This is a genomic window from Halomonas sp. 3H (genome assembly GCF_024206005.1).
Lineage (GTDB): Bacteria > Pseudomonadota > Gammaproteobacteria > Pseudomonadales > Halomonadaceae > Halomonas > Halomonas campaniensis.
The window spans coordinates 2,811,819-2,835,595 of record NZ_CP100360.1 but is presented as its reverse complement, the minus strand read 5'-3'; the positions used below and the strand labels follow the sequence as shown (position 1 = coordinate 2,835,595).

The window sequence follows — 23,777 nt, the reverse complement described above, 5'->3', positions numbered from 1 at the left end:
GTCGGAGCGGCCAAGTGGCGAGGCAGAGCGGGTCGACTGGCGAATCATTCAAACGTTCGTTACATTGCCAGGGCGATCCCCGACAACCACAACACCCCGTAAAGGAGTTTCGCCATGTTTCGACGTCGCCTGCTGAACATCGCCATGGGCTTGAGTCTGAGCCTGGGCCTCGCCGCCCTGCCGCTGGCCGCCGCCCACGCCTGGGAGGCCCGGGTGGAAGGGATGAAGAATCACTGGGAGCGCCTGATCACCGAGCAGCCCGAGGGCGAGCGCCGCGAAGGCCTCAAGTCGCTGGCCGGCCAGGCCGAGCGGCTGGTGGCCGAGCATCCCGACGAGGCGCTGCCGCGGGTCTGGCACGGCATCATCGAGGCCTCCCACGCCCGGGAGCGCAGCGGCCTGGGGGCGCTCTCCAGCGCCCGGGCGGCCCGCGATGCCCTGGAGCGCGCCGTGGAACTCGACCCCCGCGGCGCCGACGGCTCCGCCTACGTGACCCTGGGTGCCCTCTATGACCGGGTGCCCGGCGGGCTGGTGGGCTTCGGCGACAGCGACACCGCCGAGCGGATGTTCCAGCAGGCACTGTCGATCCGCCCCGAAGGCATCGACGTCAACTTCTACTATGCCGCCTTCCTCGCCGAGGAGGGGCGCCGCGAGGATGCCCGCGAGCAGGCCCGCCTTGCCGTGGCGGGCCAGGCCCGCGAGGGGCGTCAGGCCTCCGACGAGGCGCTGCGCGAGGAGGCCCGGGCGCTGCTGGCGCGGCTCTGAGGACCCCGGCCGGGTTGGCATCGGCGCTTCCGGTCATGATAATGAGCGCTTTGCGTAAGCGGAGAGCGCCATGAGTGATTCGCCGGAGGGTCGAGACCTCGCCGCGGCGGCGCCCTTCACCGTCGCCGACGTGGAGCTGCTGGAGCGTCGCTGCCTGCACCAGGGCTTCTTCCGCCTGGAGGCGCTGCACCTGCGCCACCGCCTCTTCGAGGGGGGCTGGAGCGATGCGATGGTGCGCGAGGTCCATCACCGCCACGATGCCGTGGGCGTGCTGCTCTACGACGTGGAGCGCGATGCCGTGGTGCTGGTCGAGCAGTTTCGCGCCGGGGCCCTGGAGGATCCCGACTCGCCCTGGAAGCTCGAGGTGGTGGCCGGACTGGTGGAGCGGGGCGAGAGCACCGCCGAGGTGGCACGCCGCGAGTCCCTGGAGGAGGCCGGCGCCCGGGTCGACGAGCTGATCGAGCTGCATGCCTACTATCCCAGTCCCGGGGCCTGCGACGAGCGGGTCACCCTGTTCTGCGGCCTGGTCGACAGCGCGGGCCTCGGCGGCGTGCACGGCCTCGACGAGGAGCACGAGGACATCCGCGTGCATGTGCTACCGTTTGTCAGGGCCTGGGAACTCCTTCAGGCCGGGCGACTCGACAATGCCATGTGTCTGATCGCCTTCCACTGGCTGGCGAACGAACGCGCATCATTGCGAGCGAGGAGGTAGCGTGTCGAGAAGCGCCTATGTGACCGACCTGAGGACCCTGCAGGGGGAGTGTTCCGCCAACTTCCTGCGGCTGGTGCGCCTGCTGGGTGACCTGGAGGCCGGCGAGAGCCGTGAGGTGGAGCTGGTCAATGACGGTCGCGGCCTCGGCGTGCTCAGCCTCGAGGTGCTCGAGCGAGCCCCCTACACCAGCATCGTGCGCGTCTCCCAGCGCGGCGTGCTCGATTCGCTCATCGACACGCCCTGCATGCGGGTGCACCTCTACCATGACGTGCGCATGGCCGAGGTCACCGACTTCCAGCGCCAGCGCCATTTCCACGGCCGCTACCGCTACCCCAATGCGCGCATGCACCAGCCCGACGAGAAGCTGCAGCTCAACCGCTTCCTCGGCGAGTGGCTGGAGCACGGGCTGGCCCACGGCCACTCCCTGGACCTGCCGGAACTTCCCTGAAATCGATGCCCTGACCTTGTTCCCGCGCCACCGCTGCCCGACCCCATCGCCGCCGTGTCCCGCCACCGGCCGCCCCGAGGAGATGCCGTCCCGATGTCACGCCTGGTCCAGATCAGCGACTGCCACCTGCATGCCGACCCCGACGCCCGCGCCCGGGCCGGCTTCCCGCTGCGCCAGCTCGAGGCCGTGGTCGAGGCGGTCAACCGCGAACGCCCGGACATGGTGCTGGTCACCGGGGACATCAGCAATGACGAGACGGCGGCCTCCTACCAGCTGGCCGTGGGTACCCTGGGGCGGCTCGCGGCACCCTGGTTCTGGCTGGCCGGCAACCATGACGACCCCGCGCTGATGGCCGAGAGCCGCGAGCTGCTCGATGAGCTCGACCTCGATGCCTGGCGGATCCTGATGCTCGACACCCGGGTCAGCGGCCAGCCCCATGGCGCGCTGGGCCCCGAGGGGCTGGCCTCCCTGGCCGAGCGCCTCGAGGAGGACGACCGGCCGACCCTGCTGGTCATGCACCATCCGCCGCTGTCGGTGGGGTCGGCGTGGATCGATGCCCTGGGCCTCGAGGACCGCGAGGCCTTCTGGCAGACCCTGGCCGCCTTCGGCCAGGTGCGTGCCATCCTCTGCGGCCACGTCCACCAGGCCTTCGCCAGCCACCAGCGCCTGGAGGCGGGCGAGGTGGCGGTCTATGCCTGCCCCTCCACCACCGACCAGTTCCTGCCCGGCGCCGAGACCTTCGCCATCGACGAGGCCTCGCGTCCCGGCTACCGGGTCATCGACCTGCGCGACGACGACCTGGAGACCTGGGTGGAGCGGGTGGACCTCTGAGGCCGCGGCGCCTCGAGATGGTGTTTTTTTTGGCTATAAAAAGATAGTCATTAATTCTTTTGGGTTATTAACGGCCCGGCGTTACCCTGCTCGCATGACCTTTCCTGCCCAACGTCATGCGAGGTACCGGGCCATGACCACCCTTCACGCCGCGACCCCCGAGTCGCCCCCCCGGGCCGCCGGCGCGCCTCCCGCGCTGTCGCCCCGCCGGCTGACCCACCTGCAGCAGCTCGAGGCCGAGTCGATCCACATCCTGCGCGAGGTGGCGGCGGAGTTCCGCAATCCGGTGATGCTCTACTCCATCGGCAAGGACTCCTCGGTGATGCTGCACCTGGCACGCAAGGCCTTCTATCCCGGGCCGCCGCCGTTCCCGCTGCTGCACGTGGACACCACCTGGAAGTTCCGCGAGATGATCGCCTTCCGCGACCGCATGGCCGCCGAGGCGGGCATGGAACTGCTGGTGCACACCAACGAGGAGGGGCGGGCCGCCGGCATCAACCCCTTCGACCACGGCTCGAGCGGCTACACCGACGTGATGAAGACCGCGGCGCTCAAGCAGGCCCTGGACAAGTACGGCTTCGATGCCGCCTTCGGCGGGGCGCGCCGCGACGAGGAGGCGAGCCGCGCCAAGGAGCGGGTCTTCTCCTTCCGCGACCGCCACCACCGCTGGGACCCGAAGAACCAGCGGCCCGAGCTGTGGAACCTCTACAACGCCCGGGTCAACAAGGGCGAGTCGATCCGTGCCTTCCCGCTCTCCAACTGGACCGAGCTGGACATCTGGCAGTACATCCACCTGGAGCAGATTCCCATCGTGCCGCTCTACTTCAGCGCCCCGCGCCCGGTGGTGGAGCGCGACGGCATGCTCATCATGGTCGACGACGAGCGGATGCCGCTGGCCGAGGGCGAGGTGCCCGAGGAGAAGTGGGTGCGCTTCCGCACCCTGGGCTGCTACCCGCTTACCGGCGCGGTGGAGTCCACGGCCGCCACCCTGCCGGAGATCATCCAGGAGATGCTGCTGACGCGGACCAGCGAGCGCAGCGGCCGCGCCATCGACCACGATCAGGCGGGCTCCATGGAGAAGAAGAAGCGCGAGGGGTACTTCTGATGGCACACCAATCGACGCTGATTGCCGACAATATCGAGCAGTACCTGCACGAGCACGAGAACAAGGACCTGCTGCGCTTCATCACCTGCGGCAGCGTGGATGACGGCAAGTCGACGCTGATCGGCCGGCTGCTCCACGACTCCAAGATGATCTTCGACGACCAGCTCGCCGCGATCACTCGGGACTCGAAGAAGAGTGGCACCACCGGCGAGGAGGTCGACCTGGCCCTGCTGGTGGACGGCCTGCAGTCGGAGCGGGAGCAGGGCATCACCATCGACGTGGCCTATCGCTTCTTCTCCACCGACCGGCGCAAGTTCATCATCGCCGACACCCCGGGCCACGAACAGTACACCCGCAACATGGCCACCGGGGCCTCCACGGCGAGCCTGGCGATCATCCTGATCGATGCCCGCCACGGGGTGCAGACCCAGACCCGTCGGCACAGCTTCATCGCCGACCTGCTGGGCATCCAGCACCTGGTGGTGGCGATCAACAAGATGGACCTGGTCGACTACGCCCAGGCGCGCTATGACGAGATCGTCGCCGAGTACCGCGCGATCGCCGACCAGCTGTCGGCCCGCGACATCCGCTTCGTGCCGCTCTCGGCGCTCAAGGGCGACAACGTGGTCAATCGCAGCGAGGCGATGCCCTGGTATCGGGTCGACGGGAAGCCCGGGCCGACCCTGCTGGAGCTGCTGGAGAGCGTCGAGATCAGCCGCGACCGCAACCTGACCGACCTGCGCCTGCCGGTTCAGGTCGTCAACCGCCCCAACCTGGACTTCCGCGGCTATGCGGGCACCCTGGAGGCGGGGATCCTGCGCCCGGGCCAGGCGATCAGGGTGCTGCCCTCGGGCAGACGCTCCACGGTGGAGCGCATCGTCACCTTCGACGGCGACCTGGAAGAGGCCTTCCCCGGCCAGGCGATCACCGTGACCCTGGCGGACGAGATCGACATCTCCCGGGGCGACTGGATCGTCGCCGCGGACGGCGAGGTGGCGATGTCCAGCGCCTTCGAGGCCGACATCGTGTGGATGCATGACCAGCCGCTGGCGCCGGGTCGCCAGGTGGACATCCGCCTGGCCGGGCGTTCGGTGGCGGGGCAGGTGGCGGAGATCCTCCACCAGGTGGACGTCAACACCCTGGAGCGCCTGCCGGCCGAGCGCCTCGAGCTCAATGCCATCGCCCGCTGTCGGGTGGCGCTCACCGCCGAGGTGCCGCTGGATGACTACGCCACCAGCCCCGGTACCGGCAGCTTCATCGTCATCGACCGGCTCTCCAACGTCACCGTGGGGGCGGGCATGATCCGCGCCGTGGTGGACAGCGAGGGTGAGGGCGAGTCGCCGAGCGCCACCGAGGTGGACTGGGCCGGCTTCGAGCTGGAGCTTAACGCCCTGGTGCGCCGGTATTTCCCCCACTGGGAGGCGAAGGATCTGCGGGAGCTTCTGAAGTAGCAATACCCTGGCTCAACGCAGTCGCGGTTGCCCATGTCGCGCCAGCGAAAGGCGCCGGGGACAGGTCGGAAAGGGGGTCCTATGCCAGGGATGGCATCGGTAGCGCCCAGGGATGGGTTCACAGCGCCCCCTCGAAGACCTGTCGCCGGAACAGCCTTGAGCGATGCTTGACACTGGCCCCCGATGAAACCCGCTCTGGTAGGCTGTGTCCAACGCCTCACAGCCGACCCGGAGCCACCCCTCGATGATCGTTCTCGCCGTTGCCCTGCTGCTGGCCATCTTCCTGCTGCCCAACCTCTGGGCCCAGTGGGTGCTCAAGCGCCACGCACGCGGCCGCGACGACTACCCCGGCACCGGGGCGGAGCTGGCCGACCACCTGCTGCGTCGGCTGGGCATCGAGGGGGTCAAGGTGGAGCCGACCGAGCATGGGGACCACTACGACCCCGAGGCGCGCCGGGTGCGGCTCTCGCCGGAGGTCTACGGCGGGCGCTCGCTCACCGCGGTGACGGTGGCGGCCCACGAGGTGGGTCACGCCATCCAGCACCACCAGGGCTATGCGCCGCTGATCGCCCGCTCCCGCCTGGTGGCGGTGGCTCAGAAGGCCGAGAAGCTCGGCGCGGTGCTGATGATGGCCGCGCCGTTGCTGTTCCTGCTCACCCGCCTGCCCGGCGGCCTGGCCATCGTGGTGGCCGCGGCGGTGATCAGCTTCGGCACCGCGGCGCTGGTGCACCTGGTAACCCTGCCGGTGGAGTTCGATGCCAGCTTCCAGCGCGCCCTGCCGCTGCTCAGGGAGTACATCCCGCCCTACGACATGCCCGGCGCCCGCCATGTGCTCACCGCCTGCGCCTTCACCTATGTGGCGGCCTCATTGGCCAGCATCCTCAACCTGGGCCGCTGGCTGGTGATCCTCAGACGCTAGCGCGGCCGGTTGGCCATCACCACCGCGCGGCGCGGGGCAGGGTAGCCCTCGCGGGTCCGGGTCGGATCCTCGGGGTCCAGGAAGTCGGCCAGGGACTGGAAGGTCATCCACTCGGTGGCGCGCTGCTCCTCGGTCTTCGTGACCGCCTCGTCCACCACCCGCACGTTCTCGAACCCGCAGCGCGTCAGCCACTGGCACAGCGCCGCCGACGACGGCAGGAAGTAGACGTTGGGCATGGCGGCGTAGCGCTCTCCCGGCAGCAGCACCGTGGTCTCGTCGCCCTCCACCACCAGGGTCTCCAGCACCAGCTCGCCGCCGGGGCGAAGGGCCTCCTTGAGCTGCAACAGGTGCTCAAGCGGCGAGGGGCGGTGGTAGAGCACGCCCATGGAGAAGACCGTGTCGAAGAAGCCGAGCCCCTCGGGGACCTCCTCGATGCCCACCGGCAGGAAGTGGGTGCGCTGGCCGTCGGCGTCGCCCACGAAGTGGCGCACCGCCTGGAACTGCCAGAAGAAGCGCGGCGAGGGGTCGATCACCAGCACGAAGGCCGCGCCGGCCCCGGCCATGCGCCAGCCGTGATAGCCGCTGCCCCCGCCGACATCGAGGACCTTCCTTCCGGCCAGCGGCGCCAGGTGGGGCGCGACGCGCCGCCATTTCCAGTCCGAGCGCCACTCGGTGTCGATGGCGATGCCGCCAAGCCGGTAGGGGCCCTTGCGCCAGGGGGAGAGCTTCCTCAGCAGGTTCTCGGCCTGGCGGCGCTGGCTGTCGGAGAGCGCGACCGCCACGTCGACGGTGTCGGTGTCCAGGCGCACCTGGCGGTCTTCCGGCAGCGTCGGCAGCTTGGCCACCGCCTTCTCCCAGGCGGGCAGGTCGCCATGGCGCCGGCGGTCCAGCCCGCGGGCCAGCTGGTCGGGCAGCCGGGCCAGCCAGGTGTCGAGGCCCTGGTCGAGCAGGGCCCGGTAGAGGTCGCGGTGCTCGGGAACGATCGGCATGTCACGCCTCCCCGTCGCGCGGGGCCCCCGGCGCGTCCTTGAAGGCGACCAGCGAAGCGAAGTTGAGGAACTGGAACCAGGTGTGGGAGCGGGAGAACCCCGCCCGCTCGAGGCGCGCATGGTGCGCCGCCAGGGTGTCCGGCACCAGCACGTTCTCCAGCGCGGTGCGCTTCTGGCTGATCTCCAGGTCGCTGTAGCCGTTGGCCCGCTTGAAGTCGTGGTAGCGCTCCACCCGCCAGGCATTCTCCTGCTCGTCCTCGGCCACGACCTTCTCGGAGAGCACCAGCACGCCGCCGGGCTCCAGGGCCTGGTAGAGCCGGGCCATCAGGGCGTCGCGATCCTCGGGCGCGAGGAACTGCAGGGTGAAGTTGAGCACGATCATGCCGGCGGGCCGGTAGTCCAGCCGGCGGATGTCGCCCTCGATCACCTCCATGGCGTGGTCGGGGCACTCCGCGGCCAGGGTCTCCCGGGCCCGGGCCACCATGGCCGGGGAGAGGTCCACCCCGGTGTAGCGGAAGGCCGCGGGGGGGAGCTGCCCGGCCAGCGCCAGGCCGGCGGCGCCCAGCGAGCAGCCCAGGTCATAGACCCGGGCGCCATGGCGCAGGTGGCGGGCGGCGATCAGCCCCAGCATGCCCAGTATCTGGCCGTACCCCGGCACCGAGCGGCGGATCATGTCGGGAAAGCAGGCGACGACCCTCTCGTCGAACGAAAAGCGCGCGACCCGGTCGAGGGGTGTGGAAAAGATCGCGTCACGGTAAGATGCGTCACTCATGGGCCAAGCCGGAATCATGCGGAAAAGGCCGACATTCTACGCTTCGACCGCCCCGGCTGCACGACAGGATGTCAAGGAGGAAACCATGCCCACCACACCGATCGATCAGCGCGACGCCTGGTGCGCCCTGGCGTCTCATGCACAGGACATGCGCGAGACCCACCTGCGCGAGCTGTTTGCCGGCGAGGCCGGTCGCCACGCCGCCTACACCCGCCACGCCGCCGGGCTCACCCTGGACCTCTCCAAGCAGCGCTGGTCCGCCGAGACCCTGGACCTGCTGCTGGCGCTGGCCCGGGAGGCGAGGCTGCCTGAGGCGATCACGGCCCTGCTGGATGGCGAGCGGGTCAATCGCAGCGAGGACCGCCCGGCGCTGCATACCGCGCTGCGCCTGCCGGCGGATGCCTCGCTGGTGGTGGAGGGCGAGGACGTGGTGCCCGCCGTTCACCGTACCCTCGACCACATGGCCACCATGGTCGAACGCTTCCATGCCGGCCAGTGGCGCGGCGCCACCGGCCGGGCGATCCGCCACGTGGTCAACCTGGGCGTCGGCGGCTCGGACCTCGGGCCGCTGATGGTTACCCATGCCCTGGCCGACTATCGGCCGGACGACGTGCACCGCATCGAGGTGCACTTCGCCTCCACCATGGACGGCTCCCAGCTCGCCGACTACCTGGCGCGGCTCAACCCCGAGACCACGCTGTTCGTGCTCTCCTCGAAGTCCTTCACCACCATCGACACCCTCTCCAACGCCCGCACCGCCCGCGACTGGCTGATGGCCCGCCTGGAAGGCGAGGAGGGGGTCGACGCCGAGCTGGTGATGCGCCAGCACTTCATCGGCGTCTCGGCGAGCCCCGAGAAGATGGACGAATGGGGCATCGCGCCTGCCCACCAGCTCGAGTTCTGGGAGTGGGTGGGCGGCCGCTACTCGCTGTGGGGCGGTATCGGCCTGCCCATCGCCCTGGTGGTCGGCATGGACCACTTCCGCGCACTGCTGGCCGGGGCCCATGCCATGGACCGCCACTTCCGCGAGGCGCCGCTTTCCGACAACCTGCCGGTGCTGCTGGCGCTGGCGGGGATCTGGAACGTCAACTTCCTGGATATCCGTGCCCACTCCATCCTGCCCTACGACGGCCGCCTGGAGTATTTCGCCGCCTACCTCGAGCAGCTCGAGATGGAGTCTAACGGCAAGTCGGTGACCCATGACGGCCGCGAGGTGGGCTACTCCACCTGCCCGGTGCTGTGGGGCCAGCTGGGTCCCAACGCCCAGCACGCCTTCTACCAGCTGCTCCACCAGGGCACCCAGGCGGTGGAGTGCGACTTCATCGCTCCCCTGGTGCGCTACGATGACGTGGCCGACGAGGCCACCCGCGACCACCTGATGGGCCAGCATCGCCTGACGCTCGCCAACTGCTTCGCTCAGTCCCGGGTGCTGATGCTCGGCGACGACGCCATCGACGACGAGGGGCCACGGCCTGGCCACAAGCGCTATCGGGGTAACCAGCCCTCCAGCACCCTGCTGCTGGACCGCCTGACGCCCTCGACCCTCGGTGCGCTGATCGCCCTCTACGAGCACAAGGTGTTCGCCCAGGCGACGATCTGGGAGATCAATCCCTTCGACCAGTGGGGCGTGGAACTGGGCAAGAAGATCGCCGGCGAGACCCAGCGCATCCTCGAGAGCCACGAGGGCCTCGACGCCATGGACGACTCGACACGAGCGCTGATCGAGGCGGTCTGGTCCGCCGAACGGGCACTGTGATGTCACTGGCTGTGCATACAGGGGTTGCGGTATGCTGAGCGCCGCCTCGGCGATACGGCCGGCCAGCGGCGTGCTCTATCTGCACGGCTTCAACAGCGGCGAGGGGTCGCCCAAGGCGGCCCTGGTGCGTCGGGCCTGCGCGGTGCTGGGTCTGCCCTGCGTGACGCCACAGCTGCCCCACCAACCGCGGGCAGCGCTGGCCCTGGCCGAGGCGTGCCTGGCCGAGCTCGGTCCCGAGCCACTGGTGACGGGCAGCTCCATGGGCGGCTTCCTGGCCACCTGCCTGGCCGAGAGGTACGGCCTGCGCGGGGCGCTGATCAATCCCGCAGTGGCGCCGGCCCGGCTGGTGACCGACTGGGTCGACGAGGCCTTCGTCAACGACTACACCGGCGAGCGCTTCACGGTCGGGCAGGCGCACCTGGCCGAGCTCGAGGCGCTGACGCCGGCGACGGTGACGCCGTGGCGCTACCTGTTGCTGCTGGGGACGGCCGACGAGGTGCTCGACCCGGGCGATGCCTTTGCCCTCTACCGCGGGGCGCGCACGATCCTGCATCCGCGGGCCAACCACGCCTTCGACGTGCTGGCCGACCACCTGCCGGCGATCCTGGCCCACGGCGGCCATGCGCTGGCCGCGGGCCGCCTCGCGGGGGTGGCGGCAAGCCCCTGACTGCCGCCGGCAGGCCAGCCAACACAAGGAACCGGACGACACATGACGCAATACAGTGCCAGCTCGATCGAGGTGCTTTCCGGCCTGGAGCCGGTGCGCAAGCGCCCGGGCATGTACACCGACACCAGCCGCCCCAACCACCTGGTCCAGGAGGTGGTCGACAACAGCGTCGACGAGGCGCTGGCCGGCCATGCCAGCCAGATCACCGTGCGGCTGTTCGAGGATGGCGGCATCGAGGTGGCCGACGACGGCCGCGGCATGCCCATCGACATCCATCCTGAGCACGGCGTCTCCGGGGTGGAGCTGATCCTCACCCGGCTCCACGCCGGCGGCAAGTTCTCCAACGCCAGCTACCAGTTCTCGGGGGGGCTGCATGGCGTCGGCGTCTCGGTGGTCAATGCCCTCTCGCGGCGCCTCGAGGTGGAGGTGCTGCGCGACGGCAGCCGCCACGCCATCGCCTTCGAGCACGGCGAGCCCGCCTCCCAGCTTTCGGTGATCGGCAGCGTGGGCAAGCGCAACACCGGCACGGTGCTGCGCTTCTGGCCCGAGGCGAGCTACTTCGATAGCCCCCGGCTGTCGCTGCCGCGGCTGAAGCACCTGCTGCGGGCCAAGGCGGTGCTCTGTCCGGGCCTCAGGGTGGTGGTGGTCGAACCCGATGGCGCCGAGAGCGCCTGGGAGTACGAGGATGGCCTGCGCGACTACCTGGCCCAGGCCACCGATGGCTATGAGGTGCTGCCCCCGTCGCCCTTCGTCGGCCACTTCGCCGACGACGAGCAGGCCTGTGACTGGGCGATCCAGTGGCTGCCCGAGGGCGGCGAGCCGCTAATGGAGAGCTACGTCAACCTGATCCCCACGCCCCAGGGCGGCACCCACGTCAACGGCCTGCGCGCTGGCCTGCTCGAGGCGCTGCGAGAGTTCTGCGAATACCGAAGCCTGCTGCCGCGAGGGGTCAAGCTCACCGCCGAGGACCTCTGGGAGCGGGTCAGCTACGTGCTCTCGGTGAAGATGCTCGACCCCCAGTTCGCCGGCCAGACCAAGGAGCGTCTGTCGTCGCGCACCGTGGCGGGCTTCGTCTCCGGGGTGGTCAAGGACGCCTTCTCGCTGTGGCTCAACCACCACGTGGACCAGGCCGAGGCCCTTGCCGAACTGGTGATCAACGCCGCCCAGCGCCGCCAGAAGAGCGCCAAGAAGGTGGCCCGCAAGAAGGTCACCTCCGGCCCCGCGCTGCCCGGCAAGCTGGCCGACTGCTCCGGCCAGGACCCGGCGACGAGCGAGCTCTTCCTGGTGGAGGGCGACTCCGCCGGCGGCAGCGCCAAGCAGGCGCGCAACCGCGAGAGCCAGGCGATCCTGCCGCTGCGCGGCAAGATCCTCAACACCTGGGAGGTGGAGTCCCACGACATCTATGGCTCCCAGGAGGTCCACGACATCGCCGTGGCCGTCGGCATGGACCCGGGCAGCGACGACCTCTCCAAGCTGCGTTACCACAAGATCTGCATCCTCGCCGACGCCGACTCCGACGGCCTGCATATCGCCACGCTGCTCTGCGCGCTCTTCGTGCGCCACTTCCCGGCGCTGGTGGATGCCGGCCATGTCTACGTGGCGATGCCGCCGCTCTACCGCATCGATCTCGGCAAGGAGGTCTTCTATGCCCTGGACGAGAGCGAGAAGGCGGCGATCCTGCGCCGGCTCGAGGGCAAGCGCGGCACCGTGAACGTGCAGCGCTTCAAGGGCCTGGGCGAGATGAGCCCGCTGCAGCTGCGCGAGACCACCATGGCGGTGGAGACCCGCCGCCTGGTGCAGCTCACCCGCGAGGTGGGCGACGGCACCATGGAGATGATGGACATGCTGCTGGCCAAGAAGCGCGCCGGCGACCGCAAGAGCTGGCTCGAGGACTACGGCAACCTCGCTGATATAGAGGTATAGCGCCGAGCGCCACGCCACAAGCGCCCAGCTGCGCAGTGACGGGCGGCGGATGTCGAGGAAAGAAACTTGACGGCAACTTAGCCGGCGGCATCATCCTTCGGCGCTCGGCGCTCGGCGCTCGGCGCTCGGCGCTCGGCGCTCGGCGCTCGGCGCTCGGCGCTCGGCGCTCGGCGCTCGGCGCTCGGCGCTCGGCGCTCGGCGCTCGGCGCTAAAAACATTTCGTGCGGGCACCGCCCGCGAATCTTTCATCGATGGTAGAAGGGCGCTAACCCCATGACCATGGATATCCAGGTGGCGGAGGGCGACGTCGAGCGCCTCTCGCTGCGCGAATACACCGAGAAGGCGTACCTCGACTACTCGATGTACGTCATCCTCGACCGGGCGCTGCCCCATATCGGCGACGGCATGAAGCCGGTGCAGCGGCGCATCGTCTACGCCATGCGCGAGCTGGCGCTGGGTGCCAACGCCAAGTACAAGAAGTCGGCGCGCACCGTGGGCGACGTGCTGGGCAAGTTCCACCCCCACGGCGACAGCGCCTGCTACGAGGCCATGGTGCTGATGGCCCAGCCCTTCAGCTACCGCTACCCGCTGGTGGACGGCCAGGGCAACTGGGGCAGCCCCGACGATCCCAAGTCCTTCGCCGCCATGCGCTACACCGAGGCGCGACTGTCGAAGTTCGCCGAGGTGCTGCTCGCCGAGCTTGGCCAGGGCACCGTGGACTGGACCCCCAACTTCGACGGCACCATGAACGAGCCGGTGGTGTTGCCGGCGCGGCTGCCCCACGTGCTGCTCAACGGCGGCACCGGCATCGCCGTGGGCATGGCCACCGACATCCCGCCCCACAACGTGGGCGAGGTGGTCGAGGCCACCTGCCACCTGCTGCGCCACCCCGAGGCCACCACCGCCGACCTGGTCCAGCACCTGCCGGCACCGGACTTTCCCAGCGAGGCCGAGATCATCACCTCCCGCGCCGACCTGCGGAAGCTCTACGAGAGCGGTCGCGGCTCGGTGAAGCTGCGCGCCCGCTACGTGATGGAGGAGGGCAGCATCGTGGTCACCGCGCTGCCCTACCAGGTCAGCGGCGCCAAGATCCTCGAGCAGATCGCCGCCCAGATGCAGGCCAAGAAGCTGCCCATGGTGGCCGACCTGCGCGACGAGTCGACCCACGAGGAGCCGACCCGGCTGGTGATCGAGCCGCGCTCCAACCGCGTCGACATCGAGGCGCTGATGGCGCACCTGTTCGCTACCACCGACCTCGAGAAGAACATCCGCGTCAACATGAACGTGATCGGCCTGGACGGCCGGCCGCGGGTGATGCCGCTGCCCGACCTGCTGGGCGAGTGGCTGCGCTTCCGCCGCAGCACCGTGCGCCGGCGCCTGGAGCACCGCCTGGGCAAGGTCGAGGACCGCCTGCATCTCCTCGAGGGCCTGCTGGTCGCCTACCTCAATATCGATGAGGTGATCCGCATCATCCGCGAGGAGGAGGAGCCCAAGCCCGCCCTGATGGCGGCCTTCGGGCTCTCCGACCGCCAGGCCGAGGCGATCCTCGAGCTGCGCCTGCGCCACCTGGCCAGGCTCGAGGAGATGAAGATCCGCGGCGAGCAGGAGGAGCTCGAGGCCGAGCGCAAGCGGCTCCAGGAGCTGCTCGGCAACGAGGCAAAGCTCACCGACCTGATCGAGGAGGAGCTGCGCGCCGCCGCCGAGGCCCACGGCGATCCGCGCCGCTCGCCCATCGTCGAGCGCGAGGAGGCCCGGGCGCTCTCCGAGGTGGAGCTGGTGGGGGCGGACCCGGTCACCGTGGTGCTCTCCGAGAAGGGCTGGATCCGCAGTGCCAAGGGGCACGAGATCGACCCGGCGGGGCTCTCCTACAAGGCCGGCGACCGGTTCCATCTCGCCGCCCGGGGCAAGACCAACCAGCCCCTGGTGCTGCTTGACGACACCGGCCGTGCCTACACCCTGCAGGCCCACAACCTGCCCAGCGCGCGAGGGCAGGGCGAGCCGGTGACCAGCCGCGTCAACGTGGTGGCTGGCGCCCACATGGCCGGCGTCATGCTGGCGCCACCGGCGTCGCGCTTCCTGCTCGCCTCCGACGGCGGCTACGGCTTCGTCGCCCGGCTCGAGGAGCTGGTCGGCAAGAACAAGTCCGGCAAGGCGGTGCTCAGCGTGCCCAAGGGGTGCAACGTGCTGCCCCCCTGCCAGGTCCCCGACGCCCCCGAGGGCGTCAGCGTGGCGGCGGTCTCCAACGAGGGACGCCTGCTGCTCTTCCCCCTCGAGCAGCTGCCCGAGATGGCCAAGGGCAAGGGCAACAAGATGATCGACATTCCCGGCGCCCGGGCGGCACGGCGCGAGGAGTTCGTCCGCGACCTGGTGGTGCTGCCGGCGGGCGCCAGCCTGGTGATCCATGCCGGCAAGCGCCACCTGACCCTCAAGGCCGCCGACCTGGATTATTATCGTGGCGAGCGCGGCCGGCGCGGCAGCAAGCTGCCCCGCGGCCTGCAGAAGGTCGACCGACTCGAGGTTTCCGAATGACACGACGCATCCTGATCCGCGCCACCGGCGCGGCTCGACCCGGCCAGCTGGCCGGCCTGGGCAAGGCGCTGGCCGGCAGCGGTGCCCGCCTGCTGGACATCAACCAGAGCGTGACCTTCGACATGCTCTCCCTCGAGGCCCTGGTGGGGCTCGACCACGACAGCGACCTGGAGGCCGCGCTGGCCGCCGTGGGCGACGAGCTGGGCCTCGACGTCCAGGCGATCCAGGTCAGCGCCGAGGACTACCAGCGCTGGAGCAGCCAGGCCAGCCGGCCGCGGCTGATCCTGACGCTGCTGGCGCCGCACCTGCCCGCCGGTATCCTGGCCGAGGTGGGGGCGCTCACCGCCGAGCACGGGCTGACCGTGGAGCTGATCCACCGGCTCTCCGGCCGCGAGCCGCTGGACGGCGGCGTGCCCCGCGACCACCAGAGCATCCAGGGCGCCTGCGTGGAGTGCTGGCTGCGCGGCGACGAGGTCGACCTCGACGCCCTGCGTGAGAAGGCCCTGGCGCTGGGGGCCATGCACGGCGTCGACATCGCCCTCCAGGAGGACTCCATCTGGCGCCGGCACCGGCGTCTGGTCTGCTTCGACATGGACTCCACCCTGATCCAGGCCGAGGTGATCGACGAGCTGGCCCGCCGCCACGGCGTCTACGACGAGGTGGCCGAGGTCACCGAGCGGGCCATGCGCGGCGAGCTCGACTTCCAGCAGAGCTTCCGCGAGCGCATGGCCAAGCTCCGCGGCCTCGACGAGTCGGTGCTGGCCGAGATCGCCCGGGAACTGCCGCTGATGGACGGCGTGGAGCGGCTGATGAGGCAGCTCAAGCGGCTGGGCTATCGCACCGCCATCCTCTCCGGCGGCTTCACCTACTTCGCCCGCCACCTGCAGCAGACCCTCGGCTTCGACGAGATCCACGCCAACGAGCTGGTGATCGAGAACGGCAAGGTGACCGGCGAGGTGCTCGAGCCGATCCTCGACGCCGACCGCAAGGCGGCGCTGCTGCGCGAGATCGCCGAGCGGGAGGGACTCGCCATGGAGCAGACCATCGCCGTGGGCGACGGCGCCAATGACCTCAAGATGCTGGCAGCGGCGGGGCTGGGCATCGCCTTCCGCGCCAAGCCGCTGGTGCGCGCCCAGGCCAGCCACTCCATCTCGACGCTCGGCATCGATGCGGTGCTCTACCTGATCGGCTATCGCCAGGTGGACCTGGAGGAGCGGGGGGAGTGAGCGACACCTTCGAGATCTGGCGCGACCGCTTCGAGCGGCTGCGCTCCAACAAGGCCTTCGAGCTGACGGTGATCACCATCATCGTGGTCTCGGCGCTGCTGATCGGCGCCAAGACCTACGAGGAGGAGGTGAGCCCCTTCCAGGAGTGGATCCTGTGGCTCGACGTGGCGGTCACGGTGTTCTTCCTGGTGGAGATCCTGATCCGCATGGCCGCCGAGCGGCGCCTGCGGGACTTCTTTCGCCGCGGCTGGAACATCTTCGACTTCCTGATCGTCACCGCCAGCCTGATCCCCATGGACGACTCGGAGATGGTGCTGCTGGCGCGCCTGCTCCGCATCTTCCGGGTGCTGCGCCTGGTGTCGATGATCCCTGAGCTGCGCCTGCTGATCGCCGCGCTGTTCAAGTCGATCCCGCGCATGGGCTACGTGGCCCTGCTGATGTTCATCATCTTCTACATCTACGGCGCCATCGGCAGCTTCTTGTTCGCCAGCGTCGACGAGAAGCTGTGGGGGAATATCTCGCTGGCCATGCTGACGCTGTTCCAGGTGGCGACCTTCGAGAGCTGGGCCACGGCGGTGCTCTACCCGACCATGGAGCACTACCCCTACGCCTGGATCTATTTCCTCACCTTCATCTTCCTCAACGCCTTCATCTTCCTCAACATGATGATCGGCATCGTGCTCGACGTGATGCAGAAGGAGAGCCTGGCCATCGAGCTGGAGAGCGGGGAGGGGGAGGCCGCGGAGCTGCACGGCCTGCGCGACGACGTGCGCGAACTGCGCGACCAGCTCTCGCGGATGGAGCGGATGCTCGAACGCCGGAGTTGACAAAGCCGCCCAACCTTGATTCTCTATGACCATGAACATGACGGCGTACGACCTCGACCTACGACTACTAGCCCGCTCCTGAGAGCGTGGGCGATGCCGCCTGCATCGCCATCGTCCTTCGCCAGAAGGTCCCGGTCGAAACGAGGTCGTACCATGTCAGCCATCACTTTCCGTCGTTCCATCGAATGCCAGTCCGCGCCGAACTGCAGCGAACACCGTCGTGTTCGTGGTTTCGTCGTGTCCGATACCGCGCGCAACGCCCCGACCGGCCCCCGGCCGTCGGGGCGTTGCCGTTTCTGAGCCGTATTCGCCAGAGTGCCGCACCGCCAGTCCAGGGAGACCGCCGCCATGATGCTCGACAACCCCGCCGCCAAGTACCGCCCCTTCGTTGCCGTCGACCTGCCCGATCGCCAGTGGCCCAACCGTCGCATCGAGCAGCCGCCGATCTGGACCAGCGTCGACCTGCGTGACGGCAACCAGTCGCTGATCGACCCCATGGACCAGGAGCGCAAGCAGCGCCTCTTCGACCTGCTGGTGAAGATCGGCTTCAAGGAGATCGAGGTGGGCTTCCCCTCGGCCTCCCAGACCGACTTCGACTTCGTGCGCTCGCTGATCGAGAACGACAGGATCCCGGCTGACGTCACCATCCAGGTGCTGACCCAGGCCCGCGACCACCTGATCGACCGCACCTTCGAGGCGCTCAAGGGGGCGAAGAACGCCATCGTCCACGTCTACAACGCCACCGACCCGATGTTCCGCCGGGTGGTGTTCGGGGTCGACAAGGCCGAGTGCATCCAGATCGCCGTGGACGCCACCGCGCGCATCAAGCAGCGCATGGAGGAGGCGCCGGAGACGAACTGGACCTTCCAGTACTCCCCGGAGCTCTTCACCACCACCGAGATGGAGTTCGCCCGGGAGATCGTCGAGGCGGTGATGGAGACCTTCGGCGCCAGTGCCGAGAAGAAGATGATCGTCAACCTGCCGGCCACCGTGGAGGCGGCGACCCCCAACAACTACGCCGACCAGATCGAGTGGTTCTGCCGCCACGTGAAGGACCGCGACGCGCTGATCGTCAGCGTGCATCCCCACAACGACCGCGGCACCGGCGTGGCCGCCGCCGAGCTGACCCTGATGGCCGGCGCCGACCGCGTCGAGGGCACCCTGTTCGGCAACGGCGAGCGCACCGGTAACGTGGACCTCGTCACCCTGGCGATGAACCTGTACACCCAGGGGGTGCATCCGGGGCTCGACTTCTCCAACATCACGCCGGTCATGCGCGAGGTGGAGTACTGCAACCAGCTGCCGGTGCACCCGCGCCACCCCTACGTGGGCGATCTGGTGTTCACCGCCTTCTCCGGCTCCCACCAGGATGCCATCAAGAAGGGCATGGCCGAGCGCCGCGCCCATCCGGAGGCCGTGTGGGACGTGCCCTACCTGCCCATCGACCCGCTGGACGTGGGCCGCAGCTACGAGGCGGTGATCCGCGTCAACAGCCAGTCCGGCAAGGGTGGGGTCTCCTACCTGCTCGAGCAGGAGCACGGCATCGAGCTGCCGCGCCGCCTCTCCATCGAGTTCAGCCAGGTGGTGCAGGAGGTGGCCGACCGCACGGGCAAGGAGATCACCTCGCAGATGATCTACCAGGCCTTCGCCGACGAGTACCTCGAGCAGACCTCGCCCTTCGGCCTGGTCAGCCACCGCCTCTCCTCGGAGCCCGACAGCCCCACCGTAACCCTGGAGGCTACCATCGAGGAGCGCGGCGAGCGCCGCACCCTCAAGGGCCAGGGCAACGGCCCGCTGGCGGCCTTCATCAAGGCGCTGGCCGCCGCCGGCCATGACGTGGAGATCATCGACTACCACGAACACTCCCGGGGCCAGGGCTCCGATGCCGAGGCGATCGCCTACGTGGAGGTGCGCATCGACGGCGAGGCGGTGTTCGGTGTCGGCACCGACGAGAGCATCACCAGCGCCTCCATGAAGGCGGTGATGAGCGCCATCAACCGCAAGCTCTCGACTCAGGAGCCGGCGGCCAATGTGACCGCCGAGTCGCTGGCGTGACAAGCCTCCTGTAGGAGCCCAATTCATTGGGCGATGGAGGCCGAAGGCCTCCCCGGCGACAGCAGCACCGCCGGGCGCCTGCGGCGCCAATCGCCCGACAAGTCGGGCTCCTACAAGGTCCCTCTTGCCACTCCTCGATCGACATCCCTGTCGCTCGCCGCTGCCCGGCTTGGTCGCGACAGCGCCCCTGCTGAGGGCTTCTCGACAGCGCCGCCTGGCCTTCGGTCACAGCGGCGTCTTGCTTCCCTCGCCGGGAATCTCCCTGACCAGCCGCGGCACCAGGAATCCCGGCAGCATGTCCCGCAGGCCCGCGACCAGTTCGCGGGCCTGGTCGTCCGGTACGTCGAAGTGGGCCGCGCCGGCCACCGGGTCGAGCACGTGGAGGTAGTAGGGCAGCACGCCGGCCTCGAAGAGCAGTTCGGAGAGCGCGGCCAGGGCGTCCCGCGAGTCATTGATCCCGCGCAGCAGCACGCTCTGGTTGAGCAGGGTCACGCCTGCCGCCTTGAGCCGGGCGCAGGCGTCGATCACGGCGTCGTCGATCTCGTTGGCGTGGTTGATATGCAGTACCAGCACCTTCTGGAGGCGGGTCTTGCCGAGCCAGTCGAGCAGCGCATCGTCGACTCGGTCCGGGATCACCACCGGCAGGCGGGTATGCAGGCGCAGGCGGGTCAGATGCGGGATCGCCTCGAGGCGATTGACCAGCCAGGCCAGCTGCCGGTCGCTGGCGGCCAGCGGGTCGCCGCCGGAGAGGATCGCCTCGCGGATCGTCGGGTCGTCGCGCAGGGTGTCCAGCGTGGCCTCCCACTGGGCCCGGGACGGCGCGTTGTCGCCGTAGGGGAAGTGGCGGCGGAAGCAGTAGCGGCAGTTGACCGCGCAGGCGGGGCTGGCGATCAGCAGCACCCGGCCGGCGTACTTTTGGATCAGCCCGCGAGCCGGGGTATGCGCGGCCTCCTGCAGGGGGTCGGCCACGAAACCGGGGGCCGGCACGGCTTCCTCGCCCAGCGGCAGCACCTGGCGCAGCAGCGGGTCGGTCGGGTCACCCGGGCGCATGCGGGCCAGGAAGGCCTCTGGCACCCGGACCTCGAAGAGGGCATGGCCCGCCTCGGCACCGGGGTGCCAGTGCGCGTCGAGCCCCAGGCGCCGACACAGCTCGGCCGGATCGCGGATGGCCCCCGCCAGCTGCGCCTGCCAGGCGGGCGGCACGGGCAGCGGTGCGGTCTCGTCGTGACGCTGCAAAAGGGTGGGGCTTCGGGTTATCATGCGGCACACCAGTCAACACGGGCGAGGCCGGCTCCCGGCAGGAGGGCCTCGTCGAACTTCGTTTGCATGGGTGCGCCATCGGCCGTTGCCGGTGGCGCGCTACGATATGGGTGAGAGATCATGGCGAACTATTCTACCAACGAATTCAAGGGCGGTCTGAAGGTGATGCTGGACGGCGATCCCTGCTCGATCGTCGAGAACGAGTTCGTGAAGCCGGGCAAGGGCCAGGCCTTCAACCGCGTCAAGCTGCGTAACCTGATGACCGGTCGCGTCTGGGAGCGCACCTTCAAGTCGGGGGAAAGCCTGGAAGGCGCCGACGTGATGGACCTGGACATGGAGTACCTCTACAACGACGGCGAGATGTGGTACTTCATGAAGACCGACGGCTCCTTCGAGCAGTATCCGGTGGAGAAGAAGGCCCTGGGTGACACCGAGAAGTGGCTCAAGGAGCAGGTGGTCTACACCGTGACCCTGTGGAACGACAACGCCATCAGCGTGACCCCGCCCAACTTCATCGAGCTGGAGGTGGTCGAGACCGACCCGGGCCTCAAGGGAGATACCGCCCAGGGCGGCTCCAAGCCGGCGACCCTCTCCTCCGGCGCCGTGGTTCGCGTGCCGCTGTTCATCAACCAGGGCGAAGTGCTCAAGGTCGATACGCGCAGCGGCGAATACGTCTCTCGCGCTTGATTTTCCCGCTTTGTTCCTGAATCTGTAGGAGGCCAGCTCCGCTGGGCGAACGGAGGCCGAAGGCCTCCCTGCGGCAGCCACCCAAGGCTGCCGACACCTTGGGCGGCTGACGGCGCCAGTCGCGCAACGAGTTGCCCTCCTACAGCAGGCTCCTTCTCCCTGTTCCGGGAAATTCCCATGTCGGTGCCCGACTGGCAGCCCACTGCCTCCATCGAGACCCTGCGCGACCGCGCGCGGCTGATCGCCGAGGTGCGGGCCTTCTTCGCCGAACGCGGGGTGCTGGAGGTCGAGAGCCCGGTACTGGGCCACGGCGGCAGCACCGACCCGCATCTGGCGTCGCTCTCGGCCCGGGCGACCACGCCGGCGGGCCCCGAGCGGCTCTGGCTGCAGACCTCGCCGGAGTTTGCCATGAAGCGGCTGCTGGCGGCAGGCGCCGGGCCCATCTTCCAGCTGGCGCGCTGCTTTCGCGACGGCGAGGTGGGGCGGCGCCACAACCTCGAGTTCACCATGCTGGAGTGGTACCGCCCCGGACTCCCCCTCGACGGCCTGATCGAGGAGACAACCGCGCTGGTGCGCCGGGTGCTGGGCCGGGAACTGGGGGATGAGGCCGGGCCGCTGCGCTGCCGCCGCTACCGTGAGCTGTTCCGGGAGGCCCTGGCCGTCGACCCCTTCACCGCGCCGCTGGCCGACCTGCGCCGCCTGGCCGAGGAGCAGGGCGGGCTGGCCATGGCCGATGCCCCTCGCGACGACTGCCTCGACCTGCTGCTGAGTCTGGTGATCGAGCCGCAGCTGGGCCGCGAGGGCATCGACGTGGTGGTGGACTACCCGGCGAGCCAGGCGGCCCTGGCCCGGCGCCATCGCGACCCGGAGGACGGCGCGTGGGTGGCGTCGCGCTTCGAGCTCTATCTCGAGGGGCTTGAGCTCGCCAACGGCTACGACGAGCTGACCGATGTCGCCGAGCAGGCGGCGCGCTTTGCCGAGGACAACGCCGCCCGGCGGGCGGCGGGACTGCCTGAGGTGGACGTGGACTCGCGCCTGCTGGCGGCACTTGAGCATGGCATGCCCGAGGGGAGCGGGGTGGCGCTGGGCATCGACCGGCTGATCCAGCTGGCGCTGGGCAAGTCGAGCGTGGCGGAGGTGATGGCCTTCGCCACCCCGCGCTGTTAGAACGCCCCCAGCGACTGCCCCATCTGCACCTTGGCGGCGGGCGCGAGGGCGTCGGCGAAGGCCACCGGCTCGGCGAAGGCCATCACCACCGTGGAGCCGAGCTTGAAGCGTCCCATCTCCGCGCCCTTCTCGAGCCGCACCGGCGTGTCGAAGCGGGTGCGCTGCACCTCGCCGGAGAGCGGGGTGACCTGGCCGGCCCACACCGTCTCGATGGCGGCGACGATCATCGCCCCCACCAGCACCATCGCCATGGGGCCGTGCTCGGTGTCGAAGTGGCACACCAGGCGCTCGTTGCGGGCGAAGAGGTTCGGCACATGCTCGGTGGTCGCGGCGTTCACCGAGAAGAGCCGGCCGGGCACATAGACCATCTCCGTCAGGGTGCCGCTCACCGGCATGTGAACCCGATGGTAGTCGCTCGGGGAGAGGTAGACCGTGGCGAAGCTGCCGCCCAGGTAGCGCCGTGCCGCCTCGCCGTCGCCGCCGAGCAGCTCCATGGCCGAGAAGTGGTGTCCCTTGGCCTGCAGCAGCTGGCCGGCCTCGATGGAACCGAACTGCGACAGCCGCCCGTCGGCGGGGCTCACCACCCCCTCGCCGATGGGGCGTGCGCCGTCCTTCAGCGCCCGGGTGAAGAAGTCGTTGAAGGTGGCGTAGGCCGTCGGGTCGGGCTCGGCGGCCTCGTTCATGTCGACCTTGAACTGGCGGATGAAGGCCCCGACCAGGCGGTTCCTCAGCCAGGGCTGGCGACAGTCGGCGAGGCGCCCCACCAGGCGCGAAAGCAGGTGGTGGGGCAGGGGGTGCTGGATCAGGGCAAAGAGCCTGGAGAGTGACAAGGGCGTTCCTGTTTCTGTACTCGAGAGCTATTTCTCGATCGGGGTGTCATCGCGGTTGCCCCACTCCTTCCAGGAGCCGGCATAGCCACGGATCTTCTCGAAGCCCAGCGCGCGGCCGACCAGCCAGGTGAAGCCGCTGCGGTGGTGGCTCTGGCAGTGGGTGACGACCTCCATGTCGGGGGTCAGCCCCAGCGCCTCGAGCTCGGTGATCAACTCGGCGTAGTCGCGCAGGCGCAGGGCGCGCTCGCGGTCCATGGCCTCGGTCCACTCCATGTTGACCGCGCCGGGGATATGGCCCAGGCGCCGGTTGTCGCCCTTCTCGCCGCGGTACTCCGCGGGGGAGCGGGCGTCCCAGACCGCGAAGCCCTTCTCGCCCAGGCGCTCGACGAGTTCGGTGCGGTCGATGAGGACCTCGGGGTGGAGCAGCTCCGCCTCGTAGTCGCTGGGTCGCGGAGCGGTGGGCTCCGTGGCGACCGGCTGGCCGGCCTCGCGCCAGGCGTGGATGCCGCCGTTGAGGTAGGAGTAGCGGGTATGGCCGATCAGCTCCAGGGTCCACAGCAGGCGGCCGGCCCAGCCGCCGCCCTCGTCGTCGTAGGCCACCACGTGGGTGTCCCGGGTCAGGCCGAGTTCGCTGAACAGCGCCGAGAGCTGCGCCACCGTGGGCTCGCGGCAGGGCACGTCGCCTTCCCCGCGCATCAGCCGGCCCTTGTCGAGGAACACGGCGCCGGGCACGTGCCCCTCGGCATAGCTCTCGGCCCGGAGCGGCACGTCGATGATCAGCAGCGAGGGCTCGTCGAGGTGCTCGGCGAGGCGGTCGGGCTCGACGATCAGGGGCAGCAGGTTGTCTTCGGAACTCATGGA

Annotated in this window: 21 protein-coding genes; 16 read left to right on the top strand and 5 right to left on the bottom strand. The window is 69.4% G+C overall.

Translation table 11 applies throughout. The annotated features are described in order from the left end of the window. Positions 1-114: 114 nt before the first annotated feature. From NFC98_RS13195 to NFC98_RS13165, 7 genes are all read left to right on the top strand, one after another. Entirely contained in the window at positions 115-762 is a 648-nt protein-coding gene (locus NFC98_RS13195; protein ID WP_254275392.1) for a hypothetical protein, read from the top strand. Positions 763-832: 70 nt separating this feature from the next. Continuing rightward, complete coding sequence (locus NFC98_RS13190) at positions 833-1,474, top strand: NUDIX domain-containing protein (RefSeq protein ID WP_254275391.1); 642 nt, start codon at positions 833-835, stop codon at positions 1,472-1,474. A gap of 1 nt (position 1,475) precedes the next feature. Next, the gene (locus tag NFC98_RS13185; RefSeq protein WP_254275390.1) at positions 1,476-1,922 is read left to right on the top strand and encodes a DUF1249 domain-containing protein; all 447 of its coding nucleotides are present in this window, start codon (positions 1,476-1,478) and stop codon (positions 1,920-1,922) included. 93 nt (positions 1,923-2,015) lie between these two features. After that, positions 2,016-2,753: a phosphodiesterase gene (locus tag NFC98_RS13180; RefSeq protein ID WP_254275389.1), complete on the top strand. Its 738-nt coding sequence runs from the start codon at positions 2,016-2,018 to the stop codon at positions 2,751-2,753. 133 nt (positions 2,754-2,886) lie between these two features. Next, positions 2,887-3,858 (top strand): sulfate adenylyltransferase subunit CysD, encoded by a 972-nt coding sequence (gene cysD, locus NFC98_RS13175; protein WP_254275388.1) that lies wholly within the window; start codon positions 2,887-2,889, stop codon positions 3,856-3,858. Next, positions 3,858-5,309 carry a sulfate adenylyltransferase subunit CysN gene (gene cysN, locus NFC98_RS13170; protein ID WP_254275387.1) on the top strand — a complete coding sequence of 484 codons (1,452 nt, stop codon included), beginning with the start codon at positions 3,858-3,860 and terminating at the stop codon, positions 5,307-5,309. The genes cysD and cysN overlap by 1 nt, the downstream gene beginning before the upstream one ends. Positions 5,310-5,553: 244 nt before the next feature. After that, positions 5,554-6,228: a zinc metallopeptidase gene (locus NFC98_RS13165; protein ID WP_254275386.1), complete on the top strand. Its 675-nt coding sequence runs from the start codon at positions 5,554-5,556 to the stop codon at positions 6,226-6,228. Here the strand turns inward: NFC98_RS13165 and cmoB are convergent. Together cmoB and cmoA are read right to left on the bottom strand one after the other, a co-directional pair. Continuing rightward, entirely contained in the window at positions 6,225-7,217 is a 993-nt protein-coding gene (cmoB, locus tag NFC98_RS13160; RefSeq protein WP_254275385.1) for a tRNA 5-methoxyuridine(34)/uridine 5-oxyacetic acid(34) synthase CmoB, read from the bottom strand. The genes NFC98_RS13165 and cmoB overlap by 4 nt on opposite strands. Before the next feature lies 1 nt (position 7,218). After that, complete coding sequence (gene cmoA / locus NFC98_RS13155) at positions 7,219-7,989, bottom strand: carboxy-S-adenosyl-L-methionine synthase CmoA (protein ID WP_254275384.1); 771 nt, start codon at positions 7,987-7,989, stop codon at positions 7,219-7,221. An 85-nt stretch (positions 7,990-8,074) separates the two neighbouring features. On the opposite strand from cmoA, the gene pgi reads away from it, so the two are divergent. The 7 genes from pgi to leuA all read left to right on the top strand — a co-directional run bounded on the left by pgi (position 8,075) and on the right by leuA (position 18,972). Next, positions 8,075-9,745: a glucose-6-phosphate isomerase gene (gene pgi / locus NFC98_RS13150; protein WP_254275383.1), complete on the top strand. Its 1,671-nt coding sequence runs from the start codon at positions 8,075-8,077 to the stop codon at positions 9,743-9,745. A 31-nt stretch (positions 9,746-9,776) separates the two neighbouring features. Beyond that, positions 9,777-10,412 carry a YqiA/YcfP family alpha/beta fold hydrolase gene (locus tag NFC98_RS13145; RefSeq protein WP_254275382.1) on the top strand — a complete coding sequence of 212 codons (636 nt, stop codon included), beginning with the start codon at positions 9,777-9,779 and terminating at the stop codon, positions 10,410-10,412. A gap of 42 nt (positions 10,413-10,454) precedes the next feature. Then, on the top strand, positions 10,455-12,335 hold the full coding sequence (gene parE / locus NFC98_RS13140) for a DNA topoisomerase IV subunit B (protein ID WP_254275381.1): 1,881 nt from the start codon (positions 10,455-10,457) through the stop codon (positions 12,333-12,335). A 273-nt stretch (positions 12,336-12,608) separates the two neighbouring features. Beyond that, positions 12,609-14,864 (top strand): DNA topoisomerase IV subunit A, encoded by a 2,256-nt coding sequence (parC, locus tag NFC98_RS13135; RefSeq protein WP_254275380.1) that lies wholly within the window; start codon positions 12,609-12,611, stop codon positions 14,862-14,864. After that, positions 14,861-16,090, top strand: a complete 1,230-nt coding sequence (serB, locus tag NFC98_RS13130) for a phosphoserine phosphatase SerB (RefSeq protein ID WP_254275379.1) — start codon at positions 14,861-14,863, stop codon at positions 16,088-16,090. Before parC ends, serB begins: the two co-directional genes overlap by 4 nt. Then, positions 16,087-16,917: an ion transporter gene (locus NFC98_RS13125; RefSeq protein WP_254275378.1), complete on the top strand. Its 831-nt coding sequence runs from the start codon at positions 16,087-16,089 to the stop codon at positions 16,915-16,917. The genes serB and NFC98_RS13125 overlap by 4 nt, the downstream gene beginning before the upstream one ends. Positions 16,918-17,265: 348 nt before the next feature. Continuing rightward, on the top strand, positions 17,266-18,972 hold the full coding sequence (gene leuA / locus NFC98_RS13120) for a 2-isopropylmalate synthase (RefSeq protein ID WP_254275377.1): 1,707 nt from the start codon (positions 17,266-17,268) through the stop codon (positions 18,970-18,972). A gap of 225 nt (positions 18,973-19,197) precedes the next feature. Here leuA and epmB read toward each other — a convergent pair whose 3' ends face one another. Further along, positions 19,198-20,232, bottom strand: a complete 1,035-nt coding sequence (epmB, locus tag NFC98_RS13115) for an EF-P beta-lysylation protein EpmB (RefSeq protein WP_254275376.1) — start codon at positions 20,230-20,232, stop codon at positions 19,198-19,200. 120 nt (positions 20,233-20,352) lie between these two features. Between epmB and efp the strand changes: the two genes are divergently transcribed. Beyond that, positions 20,353-20,919 carry an elongation factor P gene (gene efp / locus NFC98_RS13110; protein ID WP_183331641.1) on the top strand — a complete coding sequence of 189 codons (567 nt, stop codon included), beginning with the start codon at positions 20,353-20,355 and terminating at the stop codon, positions 20,917-20,919. A gap of 177 nt (positions 20,920-21,096) precedes the next feature. Beyond that, on the top strand, positions 21,097-22,086 hold the full coding sequence (gene epmA, locus NFC98_RS13105; protein ID WP_254275375.1) for an EF-P lysine aminoacylase EpmA: 990 nt from the start codon (positions 21,097-21,099) through the stop codon (positions 22,084-22,086). On the opposite strand, the gene asd is transcribed toward epmA, so the two are convergent. Both asd and NFC98_RS13095 read right to left on the bottom strand, forming a co-directional pair. Then, a complete protein-coding gene (gene asd, locus NFC98_RS13100; RefSeq protein WP_254275374.1) occupies positions 22,083-22,916 on the bottom strand; it encodes an archaetidylserine decarboxylase in 834 nt (277 codons plus the stop codon). The two genes, epmA and asd, sit on opposite strands and share 4 nt — an antisense overlap. A 27-nt stretch (positions 22,917-22,943) precedes the next feature. Next, on the bottom strand, positions 22,944-23,774 hold the full coding sequence (locus NFC98_RS13095; RefSeq protein ID WP_254275373.1) for a sulfurtransferase: 831 nt from the start codon (positions 23,772-23,774) through the stop codon (positions 22,944-22,946). Between the last annotated feature and the right edge of the window lie 3 nt (positions 23,775-23,777).

Coding starts and splice junctions, on each gene's coding strand:
- efp (WP_183331641.1), top strand. CDS start 20,353: ATGGCGAACTATTCTACCAACGAATTCAAGGGCGGTCTGAAGGTGATG.
- leuA (WP_254275377.1), top strand. CDS start 17,266: ATGATGCTCGACAACCCCGCCGCCAAGTACCGCCCCTTCGTTGCCGTC.
- pgi (WP_254275383.1), top strand. CDS start 8,075: ATGCCCACCACACCGATCGATCAGCGCGACGCCTGGTGCGCCCTGGCG.
- cysN (WP_254275387.1), top strand. CDS start 3,858: ATGGCACACCAATCGACGCTGATTGCCGACAATATCGAGCAGTACCTG.
- NFC98_RS13195 (WP_254275392.1), top strand. CDS start 115: ATGTTTCGACGTCGCCTGCTGAACATCGCCATGGGCTTGAGTCTGAGC.
- NFC98_RS13095 (WP_254275373.1), bottom strand. CDS start 23,774: ATGAGTTCCGAAGACAACCTGCTGCCCCTGATCGTCGAGCCCGACCGC.
- epmB (WP_254275376.1), bottom strand. CDS start 20,232: ATGATAACCCGAAGCCCCACCCTTTTGCAGCGTCACGACGAGACCGCA.
- cysD (WP_254275388.1), top strand. CDS start 2,887: ATGACCACCCTTCACGCCGCGACCCCCGAGTCGCCCCCCCGGGCCGCC.
- NFC98_RS13190 (WP_254275391.1), top strand. CDS start 833: ATGAGTGATTCGCCGGAGGGTCGAGACCTCGCCGCGGCGGCGCCCTTC.
- NFC98_RS13165 (WP_254275386.1), top strand. CDS start 5,554: ATGATCGTTCTCGCCGTTGCCCTGCTGCTGGCCATCTTCCTGCTGCCC.
- parC (WP_254275380.1), top strand. CDS start 12,609: ATGACCATGGATATCCAGGTGGCGGAGGGCGACGTCGAGCGCCTCTCG.
- cmoA (WP_254275384.1), bottom strand. CDS start 7,989: ATGAGTGACGCATCTTACCGTGACGCGATCTTTTCCACACCCCTCGAC.
- NFC98_RS13180 (WP_254275389.1), top strand. CDS start 2,016: ATGTCACGCCTGGTCCAGATCAGCGACTGCCACCTGCATGCCGACCCC.
- cmoB (WP_254275385.1), bottom strand. CDS start 7,217: ATGCCGATCGTTCCCGAGCACCGCGACCTCTACCGGGCCCTGCTCGAC.
- epmA (WP_254275375.1), top strand. CDS start 21,097: ATGTCGGTGCCCGACTGGCAGCCCACTGCCTCCATCGAGACCCTGCGC.
- serB (WP_254275379.1), top strand. CDS start 14,861: ATGACACGACGCATCCTGATCCGCGCCACCGGCGCGGCTCGACCCGGC.
- parE (WP_254275381.1), top strand. CDS start 10,455: ATGACGCAATACAGTGCCAGCTCGATCGAGGTGCTTTCCGGCCTGGAG.
- NFC98_RS13145 (WP_254275382.1), top strand. CDS start 9,777: ATGCTGAGCGCCGCCTCGGCGATACGGCCGGCCAGCGGCGTGCTCTAT.